General features: G+C 39.7%; 17 protein-coding genes. 15 read left to right on the top strand and 2 right to left on the bottom strand.

The window, feature by feature from the left end:
- Positions 1-101 precede the first annotated feature (101 nt).
- The 12 genes from AACH31_RS05760 to gshAB all read left to right on the top strand — a co-directional run bounded on the left by AACH31_RS05760 (position 102) and on the right by gshAB (position 11,393).
- Positions 102-545 (top strand): 6-pyruvoyl trahydropterin synthase family protein, encoded by a 444-nt coding sequence (locus AACH31_RS05760; RefSeq protein ID WP_338618062.1) that lies wholly within the window; start codon positions 102-104, stop codon positions 543-545.
- Complete coding sequence (gene queE / locus AACH31_RS05755) at positions 533-1,201, top strand: putative 7-carboxy-7-deazaguanine synthase QueE (RefSeq protein ID WP_338618061.1); 669 nt, start codon at positions 533-535, stop codon at positions 1,199-1,201. Before AACH31_RS05760 ends, queE begins: the two co-directional genes overlap by 13 nt.
- A 1-nt stretch (position 1,202) precedes the next feature.
- On the top strand, positions 1,203-1,796 hold the full coding sequence (gene folE / locus AACH31_RS05750) for a GTP cyclohydrolase I (RefSeq protein WP_262950480.1): 594 nt from the start codon (positions 1,203-1,205) through the stop codon (positions 1,794-1,796).
- Between the two features lie 12 nt (positions 1,797-1,808).
- Positions 1,809-2,468, top strand: coding sequence for a 7-cyano-7-deazaguanine synthase QueC (queC, locus tag AACH31_RS05745; protein WP_161832024.1), 660 nt, complete (start codon positions 1,809-1,811; stop codon positions 2,466-2,468).
- A gap of 1 nt (position 2,469) precedes the next feature.
- On the top strand, positions 2,470-2,967 hold the full coding sequence (queF, locus tag AACH31_RS05740; protein ID WP_161832025.1) for a preQ(1) synthase: 498 nt from the start codon (positions 2,470-2,472) through the stop codon (positions 2,965-2,967).
- A gap of 211 nt (positions 2,968-3,178) precedes the next feature.
- Entirely contained in the window at positions 3,179-4,711 is a 1,533-nt protein-coding gene (locus tag AACH31_RS05735) for a sodium-dependent transporter (RefSeq protein WP_262950481.1), read from the top strand.
- 65 nt (positions 4,712-4,776) lie between these two features.
- Positions 4,777-5,394: a CPBP family intramembrane glutamic endopeptidase gene (locus tag AACH31_RS05730; protein ID WP_262950483.1), complete on the top strand. Its 618-nt coding sequence runs from the start codon at positions 4,777-4,779 to the stop codon at positions 5,392-5,394.
- Between the two features lie 435 nt (positions 5,395-5,829).
- A complete protein-coding gene (locus tag AACH31_RS05725; RefSeq protein ID WP_161832029.1) occupies positions 5,830-6,027 on the top strand; it encodes a hypothetical protein in 198 nt (65 codons plus the stop codon).
- Between the two features lie 186 nt (positions 6,028-6,213).
- Complete coding sequence (locus tag AACH31_RS05720) at positions 6,214-6,507, top strand: ArsR/SmtB family transcription factor (RefSeq protein ID WP_262950485.1); 294 nt, start codon at positions 6,214-6,216, stop codon at positions 6,505-6,507.
- A gap of 3 nt (positions 6,508-6,510) precedes the next feature.
- Positions 6,511-8,181, top strand: a complete 1,671-nt coding sequence (locus AACH31_RS05715; RefSeq protein WP_262950486.1) for an FAD-dependent oxidoreductase — start codon at positions 6,511-6,513, stop codon at positions 8,179-8,181.
- 1 nt (position 8,182) lies between these two features.
- Positions 8,183-9,583 (top strand): MATE family efflux transporter, encoded by a 1,401-nt coding sequence (locus tag AACH31_RS05710; protein ID WP_161832032.1) that lies wholly within the window; start codon positions 8,183-8,185, stop codon positions 9,581-9,583.
- The gene (gshAB, locus tag AACH31_RS05705) at positions 9,495-11,393 is read left to right on the top strand and encodes a bifunctional glutamate--cysteine ligase GshA/glutathione synthetase GshB (protein WP_161832033.1); all 1,899 of its coding nucleotides are present in this window, start codon (positions 9,495-9,497) and stop codon (positions 11,391-11,393) included. Before AACH31_RS05710 ends, gshAB begins: the two co-directional genes overlap by 89 nt.
- A 54-nt stretch (positions 11,394-11,447) precedes the next feature.
- Here gshAB and AACH31_RS05700 read toward each other — a convergent pair whose 3' ends face one another.
- The gene (locus AACH31_RS05700) at positions 11,448-11,894 is read right to left on the bottom strand and encodes a PA2169 family four-helix-bundle protein (protein WP_262950487.1); all 447 of its coding nucleotides are present in this window, start codon (positions 11,892-11,894) and stop codon (positions 11,448-11,450) included.
- 183 nt (positions 11,895-12,077) lie between these two features.
- Here AACH31_RS05700 and AACH31_RS05695 point away from each other — a divergent pair, with 183 nt between their 5' ends.
- Complete coding sequence (locus tag AACH31_RS05695) at positions 12,078-12,401, top strand: TfoX/Sxy family protein (RefSeq protein ID WP_161832035.1); 324 nt, start codon at positions 12,078-12,080, stop codon at positions 12,399-12,401.
- 16 nt (positions 12,402-12,417) lie between these two features.
- A complete protein-coding gene (locus tag AACH31_RS05690; protein ID WP_262950489.1) occupies positions 12,418-12,984 on the top strand; it encodes a GrpB family protein in 567 nt (188 codons plus the stop codon).
- Between the two features lie 15 nt (positions 12,985-12,999).
- Here AACH31_RS05690 and AACH31_RS05685 read toward each other — a convergent pair whose 3' ends face one another.
- A complete protein-coding gene (locus AACH31_RS05685) occupies positions 13,000-13,512 on the bottom strand; it encodes a DUF4358 domain-containing protein (RefSeq protein ID WP_161832037.1) in 513 nt (170 codons plus the stop codon).
- A 283-nt stretch (positions 13,513-13,795) separates the two neighbouring features.
- Here AACH31_RS05685 and AACH31_RS05680 point away from each other — a divergent pair, with 283 nt between their 5' ends.
- Positions 13,796-14,284: a hypothetical protein gene (locus AACH31_RS05680; protein ID WP_161832038.1), complete on the top strand. Its 489-nt coding sequence runs from the start codon at positions 13,796-13,798 to the stop codon at positions 14,282-14,284.
- Positions 14,285-14,733 lie beyond the last annotated feature (449 nt).

Genomic DNA, 14,733 nt, shown 5'->3' with positions numbered 1-14,733 from the left:
ATAATGATGACGTTCACTGAGCGTCTTTAGAATAAAAAAGTTCCCTTTTATCTGTCTAGTTCAGGATAAACGGGAACTTTTTTTAGGTAGGAGAGAGACAGATGTTTACATTAAAAAGTGAAATTCAATTTGATACTGCGCATTATTTAAGCGGATATCAAGGAAAGTGTAAAAATATTCATGGGCATCGTTATCGATTAGTCGTTAAAGTTTCAAGTCAAGATTTGCATGAAACGGGTCACTTACGAGGAATGGTCGATGATTTTTCATCGGTCAAAGAAGCCCTTAAAAAGATTCATGATCGCTTTGATCACAAGTTAGTCGTTGAGGCGAGCGAAGAGGGGAAAGAAGTCGCCAAAAAATTAGAAGAATCAGGACTTGCGTTTGAAATCGTCTTTGTTCCCTATCGACCAACAGCTGAGGAAATGTCACGCGACATTTATCGAAATTTAAAAGCAGATGGGGTAGCCGTCACTGAGGTAGAGTTATTTGAAACCCCAACGAATAGTTGTATTTATACGGAGGAATATTCATGTTCAAAGTAATTGAAACGTTCGTCTCGATTGATGGAGAAGGTCCGACATCAGGCGAGTTAGCCGCCTTCGTCCGCTTTTCTGATTGTAATTTAAGATGTGCTTGGTGCGATACTACCTACTCATGGGATGGAACGAGTTGTGTTACAAAAATGGGAGTAGAAGACATTTACCAGTGGATTCAAGAGGCGAATGTTAAAAACGTGACCTTAACCGGTGGGGAACCGTTAATTCAACCCGGCATTGGGCACTTGTTGGATCGATTAGTCCAAGATGATCGTTTAGTGATTCATATTGAAACGAATGGATCCATCGATATCACCCCATTAAAACATCGATATAAGGAACAAAACGTCCACTTTATTATCGACTATAAAGGTGGGGAGAGCCGAATGAATCGTCACATGTGCCTAAATAATCTAACTGTTGTCGATCAAAAAGATGTTTATAAATTTGTTATTGCGAGTGAGACGGACTTACAGGACGCGCTTTCGGTAATAAAACAGTCGCAGTTATCGACACGTTGCCCGGTCTATTTTAGCCCAGTCACGGATTTGATTTCCCCGGCAGAAGTGGTGGCGTTTATGAAAGAGAAGCAGTTAAATGATGTTCGCTTGCAACTCCAATTACACAAATATATTTGGCCAAAAGAGATGAGGGGAGTTTAACATGAAACGTCAGATTGATACTGAAAAAATTGAAGCATGTATTCGAGAGATTTTAGTTGCACTCGGGGATGATCCGACGCGTGAAGGACTAAGAGAGACACCGAAACGGGTGGCCAAAATGTATGAAGAGGTTTTTGCCGGGATGACGGTGAGTAATGAGGAGATGGTTCACTTATTTGGGACCACTTTTGAAGAGGAAGAGGTCGCTAACTCCCCCCATCAAGTCGTCATCGTGCGAGATATTCCGATTTTTAGTTATTGTGAGCATCATTTAGCCTTGATGTATAACCTGACGGTGAGCGTTGCTTATTTGCCAAAAGACAAGGTCATCGGGTTAAGTAAGATAGCGCGTATTGCGGATATGGTTGGGCGACGATTACAACTTCAAGAGCGCATCGGGGAAGAAATCGCCGAAATTATCGAAAAAATTACGGGAAGCGAAGCAATTATGATTAAAATTGAGGGAGAGCATAGTTGTATGACGGCCCGAGGCATAAAAAAACCAGGAACCTCGACTACCACCCTCACGTATCGAGGGAACAAAATCGAACAAGACGCAAGTTTAAGACAAGAGTGGCTTATGCTACTGAATTAAGGAGAGAGAATCATGAAACAAAAAGCAGTCGTCGTATTTAGTGGGGGACAAGATTCAACCACCTGTTTATTTTGGGCGTTAAAACAGTTTGATGAAGTCATCGCGGTTACATTTGATTACCAACAACGTCACATCGCCGAATTACAGTGTGCAAAAGAAATCTGTCACGAATTAGGAATTGAACATCATGTTCTTGATATGTCTTTATTGAATCAGTTAGCTCCAAATGCATTAACACGTTCAGAGATTGACATTACACCAGGGGCGGAAGGGGAACTTCCTTCAACCTTTGTCGAAGGGCGAAATTTATTATTTTTAAGTTTTGCCGGTGTGTTAGCTAAAGTTAAAGGCGCTAAACACCTCATTACAGGGGTCTGCGAAACCGATTTTTCCGGCTATCCCGATTGTCGAGATATCTTTATCAAATCGTTAAATGTCACACTCAATTTAAGTATGGATACGGATTTCGTCATTCACACGCCCCTCATGTGGTTAAATAAAGCCGAAACGTGGGAGCTTGCCGACCAACTCGGTCAATTTGACTATATTCGGACCAAAACATTAACATGTTATGAAGGCATCATCGGAAGTGGGTGTGGGACATGCCCGGCTTGCCAATTACGCCAACGAGGGCTTGACCACTATTTAATGAAAAAGAAAGCGGGGAACTAAGATGAGCGGTCGTCAAAAAGAAGAATTAAAAGAAATTACCTTACTAGGAAATCAAGGAACAGCCTATGTCTATCAATATGATCCAACGATTTTAGAAGTATTCGATAATAAACATCCGAATAACGATTATTTTGTGAAATTTAACTGTCCTGAATTTACGAGTCTTTGTCCGATTACGGGGCAGCCTGATTTTGCGACGATTTATATTTCCTATATTCCTGGGCAAAAAATGGTAGAGAGCAAATCGTTAAAACTTTATTTATTTAGTTTTCGTAACCACGGAGATTTCCATGAAGATTGCATGAACATCATTATGAAAGATTTAATTCGTCTTATGGATCCAAAGTATATTGAAGTTTGGGGAAAATTTACCCCTCGTGGTGGAATTAGTATTGACCCTTATTGTAACTATGGACGTCCAGGAACAAAATACGAAGAAATGGCTAACTATCGCTTGATGAATCACGATTTATATCCAGAAAAAGTAGATAATCGCTAGAAAAAAGCAAAAAGATGTCTTCCAATCAAGGAGACATCTTTTTTTGCGAGCTAAAACCCTTTTCACCTAAAAAAATGTCCTTTTTGTGTCTTGCGAACTTGTTGGGATATGTTACAATACCCGTAGTTGCCTTAAAACGGTAAATTTTATTGAGAAAAGAGAGAATTACTGTAAAAAGGGGACTAAATGATTGAAAAAGGGGGAATTTTGTATGGCACGTCAACAATGGAGTTCGAGACAAACCTTTATTATGGCGGCAATCGGATCGGCTGTCGGACTCGGAAATGCCTGGCGTTTTCCGGGAATTGCCTATCAAAATGGAGGAGGCGCATTCTTAATCCCTTATTTTGTGGCCTTGCTAACAGCAGGTATTCCATTATTAGCACTTGAGTTATCAATTGGAAAAAGATTTCAGTCTGGTGCACCGGGTGCACTAGCCAAACTTAACAAGAAGTTTGAATGGATTGGTTGGTGGGGGGTGGTTACTGCCTTCTGTATTTGTGCCTACTATTCGGTTGTTTTGGCTTGGGTGATTGATTATGTTGGATTATCTTTCCGATCACCTTGGATGGAAAAAGCAGCTGCTGATGTTTTTACGGGGGATGTTTTACAGGTTTCAAGTGGTATGTTTGACTTAGGTGGATTTAGTCCAATTGTTGTTATTGCATTAGTGATTGGATGGTTTTGTATGTGGTATTGTATTCGTCATGGTGTCACATCAGTCGGAAAGATTGTGAAGTATACCGTTATTTTACCTGTCATTTTATTAGGAATTTTAATTGTTCGTGCGGTGACGCTTCCAGGGTCTTGGGAGGGATTAAGTTACTACTTAACACCTGATTGGTCTAAGTTACTCGATGTTAATGTTTGGGCGGCTGCTTATGGACAAATATTTTTTAGTTTAAGTATCTTATTCTCAATCATGATCGCTTACGGAAGTTACTTAAGTAAGGATGCGGAAGTAACTAAAGATGCTATGATTATTGGGTTTGCTGATGCCGCAATCAGTTTTTTATCTGGATTTGCCGCTTTCGGGACTTTAGGTTATTTAGCACAAATTAGTGGTGTTGCAATTTCTGATATGAGTCATACGGGAATTATGTTAGCCTTTGTGACCTATCCAGAAGCGCTTGGGCAAATGCCTGGAGGAAGTCTTGGGGTCATTTTATTCTCATTAGTCTTTTTCCTTATGTTATTCACGCTTGCGATTGATTCAGCCTTCTCAATTATGGAGGCGATTATTACAGCAGTAGTTGATAAATTTGGGTGGAACAAAGAGAAAACAACACTTTGGTTATGCGTCATCGGATGTTTAGCTAGCTTAATTTTTGCAACACGTGCTGGACTTTATTGGTTAGATATTGTCGATCACTTCGTCAATGATTTTAATTTAATCGCCATTGGCTTCGTTGAATGTCTCGCCTTGGGATGGATGTTTGGTGCTAAAAAATTACGCGGGTATTTAAATGAAAATACAGATTTTAAATATGGCGTTTGGTGGGATATTGCCATTAAATATATTTGCCCTGTCATTTTCTTATTTATTAGCATCACTTACTTAATCACAAATCTTCAAACGCCTTATTCGGGATATCCACTTTCACACCTCGTTGCCGGAGGATGGGGAGTTGTTGTTTTAACCATTGTTGTTGGGGTAGTAATGAGTTTTATCCCGGGTAAAGAAGATTCATATTCAAATCAACACGTTCACAATGAAGCATCAAATTTAGTCGAAAGTGAATAGTAAACGAATAGAAAAAAATGGTCCACTTCATCAAGTGGATCATTTTTCTGTCAGGGGGTTAGAGGATGATTTTAATGAATCAGCTTATAAGTGCTTTATTACAAGTCGGTTTGCTAATGGCGATTCCATTTCTTTATTACGTGTGCTCTCGTCGAGCATTTAGCGGCTTCTTTTCTTGGATAGGACTTAAAATAGGTAAGGGATTGCCACTCAAATGGATGTTTATCTTGTTTACAGCTATCGGCCTTGGGGTCTTTATTCCGTATCTTTGGCTTTATCAGACAGGATGTTTAACCTATAGTGGATTTGTTGTGGATTCTTTTTTAGAAAGTGGGTGGAGCGTTCAAAACATTTTAATCCTTGTTTTGTGGGCTTGTATACAAACAGCTCTCTCGGAAGAGATCTTCTTTCGGGGATTTTTGTTAGAATTGTTTGGACAATGGATCAATTGGGGATGGGCAAATCTGTTACAGGCCACGATTTTTGGACTGATTCATTGTTTTTCAGTCTTAAATCAGAGCATTGGGCCTATTTTTTTAGTTGTGGGATTAACGGCCGGTATCGGGTGGACACTTGGCTGGTTAAAGAAAACGAAGTCAGACGGGAGCCTTTTTGCGGGTATTTTGATTCACGCGGGCGCAAATCTCCTTTCAACAGTTCTTGTCTTTTGTTTCTTACTGTAAAAGTTGAGCATTCGCCTGACTAATAACTTTAGTAGTTGAGGAGATGTAAGGAGATAGACTGTTGTATTAGGTATCCTCTTAGTGTCAAAAGAAGAGTTAAAACATCTAATAAAGCGTGTTTGTTCTATGAATAGCCGTACCGGATACGTGTACGGTGGGCTCAAGGCTTCAAAGATGAGGGAGATAAATATTTAAGTGGTGATGTAAAACGTCGTCGTTGGGCATCTAGTCGTGTTAATGAAAGGGGGAAGAAACGTAAAGTTTTTTAAACAACGGGCTCCTCTCCCTTTTTTTCTCTTTAGAAATGAGTCAACTGGGTCCGACTAGGTTATTTTTAAATCAAATTTGACAAAATAAGTGAAAAATGTTACAATGATATCGTTTACTTCTTTGGTTTTAAGTAAATGGGGAAGAATATAATTAAGGGAGTTTGTTATGAGAGAGATAAGAAGACAGTTGTTACAAGCCCAACGGGATTTACAATCGCGTTATGAGGCCCCGCAGGATCTCATTGACCGATTACGTTCTGAAGGGAAAAGTATGAGTGAAATTGAGGGGGCGCTATTTGAGATGAATCGTTTAAAAGGGGTTTATGAATCCGTTGAAACTGCATTAAGGATTTTAGAATCATAAAAATAGGAGGCAGATGATAAATCATCTGCTTTTTTTGTTGCTTTTTGACGTGTATATATAGATAATTATCTATATATATGGATTTAATCGATTAGCTTAGGCTTTAAAAAATGGTTGATTGATCAATGAATAAAAATAGCAATGAGCATTTGCTCTTGAGTTAAGGATTCAAGAAGGAGGGATAGAGTGAAGGAGGAAGAGGCAGCCCAGTGTTTTAAGGCATTATCGGATACGAATCGGCTAAAGATTATAGGCCTATTAGTACAACGGGAACGGTGTGCGTGTGAGTTATTAGAATTTTTTCAAATTTCACAGCCGACGTTATCTCATCACATGAAGATCCTGGTTAGTTGTGGTCTTGTTCAATCAAGAAAAGTGGGGACTTGGAATTATTATCGAATGAACGAGGCAGGTAAAAAGGAACTTTTAAGACAATTAAGTCAACTGCTTTCAATAACAGAAGAAGGAAAGGAAAGTTAACAAATGAAAATTATTGTAATTGGGGCCGTAGCAGCGGGAACGTCTGCGTTAGCAAAAGCAAGAAGAAATAACGAGCAGGCTGAGATTAGCGTTTATGAAAAAGGAGAGCTTATCTCCTATTCGAGTTGTGGTCTTCCTTATTATATAGGAGGAAATATTGATTCTTTTCAAACCTTAACACCACGGGATGTCACCTTTTTCAAGGAACGCTATGCTGTAGAAATTAAAACAGCTCATGAAGTTCTTGCAATTGACCCTGAAAAAAAAGAAATTCAGGTCAAAGACTTAAAAACAAATCGTCAGTTTACGGATCGTTATGACGCACTTATTTTAGCGACAGGAGCGACGCCGTCTTTTCCACTTATTAAAGGAATGGAGCAATCGCATGTCTATGCGTTAAAAAGCGCACAGGATGCTTTAACGATTAAACAACACTTAATGTCCTATCATCCTAAAACGGCTGTCATTGTAGGGAGTGGGTTTATCGGGTTAGAAATGTTAGAAGGACTTATTTCAGCGGGGCTCTCTGTCACATTGGTTGAAAAAAATCAACAGTTGTCGATCGGACTTGATCCGGATATGGCGCATTATTTTGAACATTTACTTTTGGAAAAGGGCGTGAATCTTTTAAAACAAACAACGATTCAAGAAATTTTACAAGATCACGTGGTGTTGCAAGATGGTACCTCTTTATCAGCCGACCTTGTTCTTTTGGCCACGGGGGTTCGTCCGAATGTGACCTTAGCAAAAAAAGCAGGCATTGAACTGGGAACAACTGGGGCCATTAAAGTCGATTCAACGATGAAAACGAGTCAGGAAGCTATTTACGCCTGCGGTGATTGCATTGAAACGTTTTCGCGATTAACGCAACAACCGATGTACCATCCGCTCGGGTCAACAGCGAACAAGACGGGAAGAATCGCGGGAGATGTTGTGACTGGGGGAACGCTGAGTTATCAGGGAAGTCTTGGCACGAGCCTTGTGAGCGTGTTTGATTTAACAGTTGCACGAACGGGACTTTCAGAAGACGAGGCGAGACAGGCCGGGTTTGACCTTGAAATCTGCCATACCATTAAGCCGGATAAAGCTCTTTATTTTAAAGGAAAGGAGCTAATGATTAAAGCGATTGCCGATAAAAAAACGCAAAAATTGCTCGGTGTTCAGGCGATTGGATACGATGGGGTGGATAAACGTATTGATGTCTTTGCTACATTGATCACCTATGGAGCGACAGTCGACGAACTCTTCCACCTGGATTTAGCTTATGCTCCGCAAGTTGCAACAACAAAAGATCCTGTCCATTACGTTGGAATGGCACTAGACAATGCTCTAAATCACGGTCGTCCTCTGATGACTCCGACGGAACTTCATCAACGATTGCAACAGGGGGAAGAAATTCAGGTCATTGATACGCGAGTTCGAGCGCAATATGAAAAAAATCATCTTCCTCAGGCGCGCCACCTCGCTCAAAGTGAGCTTCGTGATCAGTTAAAGACACTGAATCCACAACAACCTGTCGTGACGTATTGTAATAAAGGTGTGACTGGAAATGCCGCCCAAAATATTTTAATTAATCATGGATTCAAATGCGTTTATAACCTGTCAGGGGGACAAAAATGTTACCAAAAAACGCAGGCTCCTCACCGAGCTAGTCAGCAAAAAAAGGAGGAGTAGCATGAAAAAAATAGACATGACACAAGGGAGGGTTTCTACCCTCCTATTGACGCTAGCTCTTCCCATTATCGGGAGCTCACTTCTACAGTTTACCTATCAATTAGTAGATATGCTATGGGTGGGGCGCCTTGGAAGTGAGGCCGTTGCAAGTGTAGGATCATCAACCTTTTTCATTGGTCTTGGCTATGCGATTCAATCCTTTGTCGTGATTGGAACGGGGATTAGCGTGGCTCATGCTATCGGAGAAAAGAATAAAATAAAAATTAAAAGTTATATAAACGCTGGAACGCTCATTAACTTAATAGTGGGGGCGCTTTATGCGCTTTTCCTTACACTCAGTGCCAAGCGACTGATTGGGTTTTTAGATTTAAACCATGCGGGCGTTTCGCAAGGGGCGACTCATTATCTCTTAATTAGTGCCCCGATGCTCTTTTTTAACTTCTTTAATTTATTATACGCCCGTCTACTCAATGCTCATGGAAATAATCAAGAAGTTTTGAAAATTAACTTAATTGGAATCTTATTAAATCTCACGTTAGATCCGATTTTAATTTACGGATGTGGGCAAGGGGTGAGCGGTGCCGCGTGGGCCTCGCTAATAGCTAATGGAGTCATGACGCTTCTTTTTTATAGCCGTTTCCGTCCGCTATTTCGCTTTCAACCCTCGATTGGGTTTGAGCGAAAAGCGGCATGGGACATCGTAAGACTTGGGTTTCCGATGGCATTACAGCGCATATTATTTACATTTGTTAATATTGTGCTTGCCAAATGCATCGCGATATTCGGACAAGAGGCGATTGCTGCGCAAAAAATTGGTCTCCAACTAGAATCCATTGTGTTTATGGTTATTGGAGGTATTAATGGTGCGATTGCAAGCTTTGTTGGACAAAATCACGGGGCAAAACAAAACGACCGTATCCGAATTGGAGTTAACTATGCATTAGGGCTTGCCGTAGGGTATGCCGCTGTGGCATCGCTACTGTTTATCCTGATTCCGCGCCCCTTGACGTTACTTTTTATTCAAGAGGAACACCCCATTAGGATGACGTGTCACTATCTACAAGTCATTGCTTGTTCACAACTTTTCAGTGCCATTGAAATGGTATTAAACGGTTTCTTTACAGGAATTAAGCGTCCGAACATTCCTGCACTGATCAGCATTATATTTACCTGTCTTCGAATTCCACTTGCCCTGTTACTCATGAAACCCTTTGGAGTCACTGGCATTTGGTTATCAATTGCAATATCAAGTCTATTAAAGGGATGTATGTCCTATTATTTATACCGACGAATCGTAAGGAGGCGATTGTTAAGTGGAAAAGATACGACTTCAGATGATCAATCCGACCATCGACATGACACCGATCATTCAATTGACGCGAAAGGGATATGTTGTGAATGAAAACGGGGAACCTGTTGAGGCAACCTGCTCATTTCTTCACACCAAGCATCCTTATTTTAAAATGGATCCAAAGGATGGGGGAATCATCCTCCAAACACCTGCCCTTTTAGGGACACAGGCAAGCTACGCGTTTTTACTTAATTTGCATCATTTATTATTATTAGAGTTACCTCATCATAGATACTTCTGGCAGCCACTTACGTTGCAACAAGGAGAAGAGGGCATACTTTCGTATCATTATTCTTATGCGAAACCGTTACATCATTTGATGAAGGGGTCATTAGAGGAACACGGTTTTTATCAGCAGATGACTCAGCGCGCCAGGTATTATCGCTGGTTTTTGACGGCTCTCTTTCGTTCAACGATTGAAATCGCTCAAGGGGAAGGGCCATCTTTAACGATTAAGCAGTTACAAGCAAATCCTTTTGATCCGTGTGGGATTTCACAAGGGGATCTTCGTTTCCTTCATCTATTTATGATTTACCTTTTAACTCAGGAAATCGATGAATCATGGGGGGAAGAAGGAGAACAAAATCAAGAGCGGGTGTCTAAACGACTCGATTACAATACGCCATTAAAACGCCAAGGGCATACGATTAGTCAACGGGAGTGGACGTTAGCCATCTTCAATGAAATGGAGCAGTTAAACAAAAAACTCTCACTCCAAGGGGAAAACGAATTCTTACTTATCAAACAACGCGCGTTAAGTTATCCCTTTACGTGGGCCTATTCCATGCGTAAACGCAAACAACAAATGGGCGGGGTCGAAGCACCACTTTCGTTAGCGCGGGAGTATAAGCAACAGGCGAACGATGGCCGATTTCGATTGTTAGGGTATGAAGATCTTGAGTTATCGACACAAATTTTAATGAAGGAAGCAATCAAGCAAGGAATTTGCGTGGATGTTTTAGATGCCTCTGAAAATTTTATTTCTCTTGGACAGGGAGAGCGAATGGAATATGTGAAACAGGCGACTAAGACATCAAAGGATAATTATGTCTCTGTCTTAATGATGGAAAATAAATTAGTCACAAAAAAAATTTTGGAACAAGGGGCGATTCGCGTTCCCAAAGGAAGTGAGTTTCATCACTTGCAAGATGCCTATCAATCGATTGGAACGTTTAGCGGGCATCCACTTGTGATTAAACCGAAATCGACGAACTTCGGACTTGGAATTAGCATTTTTCAAACGGGGGCTACAGAGGAAGCTCTTAAAAAGGCATTACAGTTAGCGTTTTCTCATGATCAGACGGTTCTGGTTGAAGAATTTATTCCTGGTAAAGAATATCGTTTTCTTGTGATTGATGATCAAGTGGTAGGTGTCCTACACCGTGTCCCAGCCAATGTTATCGGAGATGGAATTCATACCATTGCTGAATTGGTGGCGAAAAAGAATGAGAATCCTTTACGCGGACAAGGGTATAAAACGCCACTTGAAAAAATTAAATTAGATGAACAAGTTGAGCTTTTCCTAAGTCAAAGTCATCGAACGGTTCAGGATATTCCGGCAGAAGGTGAGACTGTTTATTTGCGGAAAAATTCTAACATTAGTACGGGTGGAGATAGTATCGATTTTACAGATGTCATGCCTCAACGATTTAAAGAAATTGCTGTTGCGGCCGCCCAAGTGGTCGGTGCGAAAATTTGTGGGGTCGATATGATGATTGAACGTGAGGGCGATGAGGAATCCCCTTATGCGATTATTGAACTGAACTTCAATCCGGCTATCCATATTCATTCCTATCCTTCGATTGGGGTGGAGCGGAATATCGCCCAACATATTTTGAAACTATTAGAATTTACGTCGTAAGGAATTAAACGAAAAAAGCAGCGGGAGTGATGTCCTCTGCTTTTTTTCATGGTGTTAAAATTTAAAGTGTTCGAGTGTTTTTAGTGTTGTTTTGTAATCATTTACAATTTCGGTCATTCCTTCAGTCACCTGAGTTGGAGGCGTTAATTCTTTTAACGCTTTTAATGACTTCTCACTATTTTTACTTCCCATATCGATCGCTTTAACGGCATGTTCAAGGATTTCTTTATCAGTATCTACAAAGACCTCTTTTAATTTTTCAAACATCAGGGCCATTTCACCTTCAATGCCTAACGAGTCGTGGACTTTTCCGCCCAATTCTAAAACGGCGGTAGAAATTTTTTGATCGTGTGAATGAAAAATCGAAAGGATATGACTTAACTGGTGTTTTAGTTTTCCATCCTGAGCCTTTTCTTCATATTTTTTAAATGTCTCGGTCCCCATTTTAATTCCTTTTAAAAATTTATTTAACTCTTTAAGAATTGCCTTGTTATTTTCCATTTTTATCACCTATCCTGCTTAATTTTCATTAACTAGCATAACCGGCGGGCACAAAACTATACGGCATGGACGCTGTTTGTATAAAAATAAACAGTTTTTCTATATTAAATAGAGGTCAACTTTTCATTTTTATATCTTGAATGAATCGTTGCTTTAGTCCATCGAGTAGGGAGGTCTTTAATTATGTCATCAAGTCCATCTTATGTTCAGTATGTGTTAGAACAATTATCTGAGTTAGAAGACATTCGCTGTCGAGCGATGATGGGAGAGTATCTCATTTATTATCGTCAAAAGTTAGTCGGTGGTATTTATAATAATCAATTTTTAGTAAAACCCATCCTCTCAGCCATTAATTATGTTCAAACACCAGAATATACGATTCCTTATGCTGGAGCAAAACCGATGCTTCTCGTTCCTCATCTTGATTCTCGATCCTTTGTGGCGGGATTATTAGAGGTGATGTATCCGGATATTCCTCTGCCCAAACCTAAAAAGAAAAAAACGTAGAAAGGAACGAAATAACATGCAAAAAGACTTATCAGAAATGAGCTTAGAAGAGTTATGGCAACTCTTTCCCATTCAATTAAGTGAGCCACAACCTCATTGGATTAACTGGTATGAAGAAGAAGCTCATTATTTAAAAAAACTCCTTTCATTAAGCGAAGAGGTGAGGATAAGCCATATTGGGAGCACGGCCATTTCAGGCATTTGGGCTAAACCCATTATTGATCTTTTAATAGAGGTGGCCGATGATGTGGCGCTCGTGCAGGTTGAAAAGACATTGATTGCGTCAGGATATCAGTGTATGTCAAAAATGCCGGGAAGGATTTCCTTTAACAAAGGGTACACGAGTGAAGGATTCGCAGAAAAGGTCTTTCATCTTCATTTGCGTCGATTGGGGGATCACGATGAACGATACTTTTGTGCGTATTTAAATCAACATCCCGAAATTGCTAGCGCTTATGAACAACTGAAATTGACTTTATGGAAGAAATATCCTAACGACCGGGATGCGTATACTGAAGCTAAATCCGAATTTGTAACTAAATACACGTTAATGGCGAAGGAAGAAGGGATTTTAATTCGTTAAAAAATGTCAATGAATTCATTGACATTTTTTAGTTGTTTTTAAGTCAAGGACGGCATTCAGTTGTTTTTGAGCCTGAAGTGGGTGATTCAAGAGAAGGAAAATTAAATAATCATCATGTTCATAAATAAGGGCATTTTGGGCTTTATTAAAGTTAGCCTCATCCTGATTGAGAAGACTTTGATTCATCCGATATTGTTGATGAATCTTATATGCGTCAATGACAGCTTTTTTCTTCCCATGAATCGGTTTGATAATAAAAAGATCACTCATTTTTAAGTCATCGGTTCCATACGATAAGTAGCACTCTTCAATGAATGAGGGGTTGAGAGAGATAAAATTTTGAATATCTTCCTTGCTTATCCAATGGATGGTATCATACTCCTGTTGTTCAATGATTTGAATGATTGTTTGTTGGATTTGAGTAGGCCGCGGCGTAGGATTAGTAGGGGATATTGAATCCTGGGTTAAGGGGTGACAGGCACAAAGTAATAGGAAGGTCATCGTTAAAAGTAAACCGTTGCGTTTCATGTTAGGTGCCTCCTCTTGAGCAACAATCATATGCTTACAGTATGCCTAAAAGAGTCCTAAGTCATACATCAGGAAGCGGAATTTAAATAAACGGTCTTTATTTTCTTCAAAAAAAAAGATGGACAACTCGTGCCCATCGTTTGTGTGAAAAAATCAGTTATGCCGACTTTTCTACTATATGCAGGGTGTGATAGAGAAATGACATGTTAACTGATAATTTTAAACGAATTAGTTCATAAATGGGGGGGGCCGTGAATAATTTATTGAGTAGGGAGGGTTAGTTATGGAAGAAATCGCAGTCATTGTTTTAGCACTATTCGGAATTTTAATTATTGTCAGATGTAATCTTGAAATGAATCAGGAGGCGCAATCTCGCGCGAGGATGACGGAAGAGAAGTTACGCTGGATGCATGATATTAAGGGCGCTGTTTCGAGGTATTGTTCGCTTATTGAGCAATATAAAAATAGTCGAATGTTAAGTTCTGATAAGAAAGCATCGAGGGGGCAACTTCATCAGATTAAAGAGGAAGTTGTGGAGTTGGATGCGTATTTAAAGTTGTATTTAAATTGGGCCCAGGATGGAAAGATTTTAACTCTTTTGAATGAACTGACGACGGCGGTTTTAACAGAAGCTGATTTATCAGACTTTGCTTATCGCAAGCTGCTTGATGAATACCAAAAAATGTTGAAGGTGGAGTGGGAAATCGTAAAAACAGAAGTGTCCAAAGGGCGCGAATTAAAAAAGGAAGAAAAAGGCCGCTTTATGAATTAGTGTATCATCGATTATTGGGATCTCAAATGGAGGTCCTTTTTGTATGCCACAAGTTTAAGAGGGAGTCTTTAAAGGGAATTCCCCACGACTTAATAAAAGGAGGGATTATTAAATAAAGGGAACCACATTCAAGGGAATAAAAAACGCAACAGGTTACGCACGTTTTATTACGAAATTACCGAAGTAAGAGGCGTGATTCCAATGACTCCATCTAGTTTTAAAAAAGAGCAGAATCATTTTAAAATATTTGAGTTTTGACCCCAATTTGACCACGGTTTTTATAAAAAAAGGCGAATTTAACGGATTTGATGAACTCATAAACGTTGATATGACGCTGTTTAATTTTAAACAGACACAACTACCGATAATATATATTATGTTAACTTACTAATAGTTTTACTATTAGTAAGTTAACATAATGAAGTTTATGAGAAGTTATGGATAGATGA

This window comes from Turicibacter faecis (assembly GCF_037076425.1).
Lineage (GTDB): Bacteria > Bacillota_I > Bacilli_A > MOL361 > Turicibacteraceae > Turicibacter > Turicibacter faecis.
This window is presented reverse-complemented; position numbering and strand designations above follow the sequence as displayed.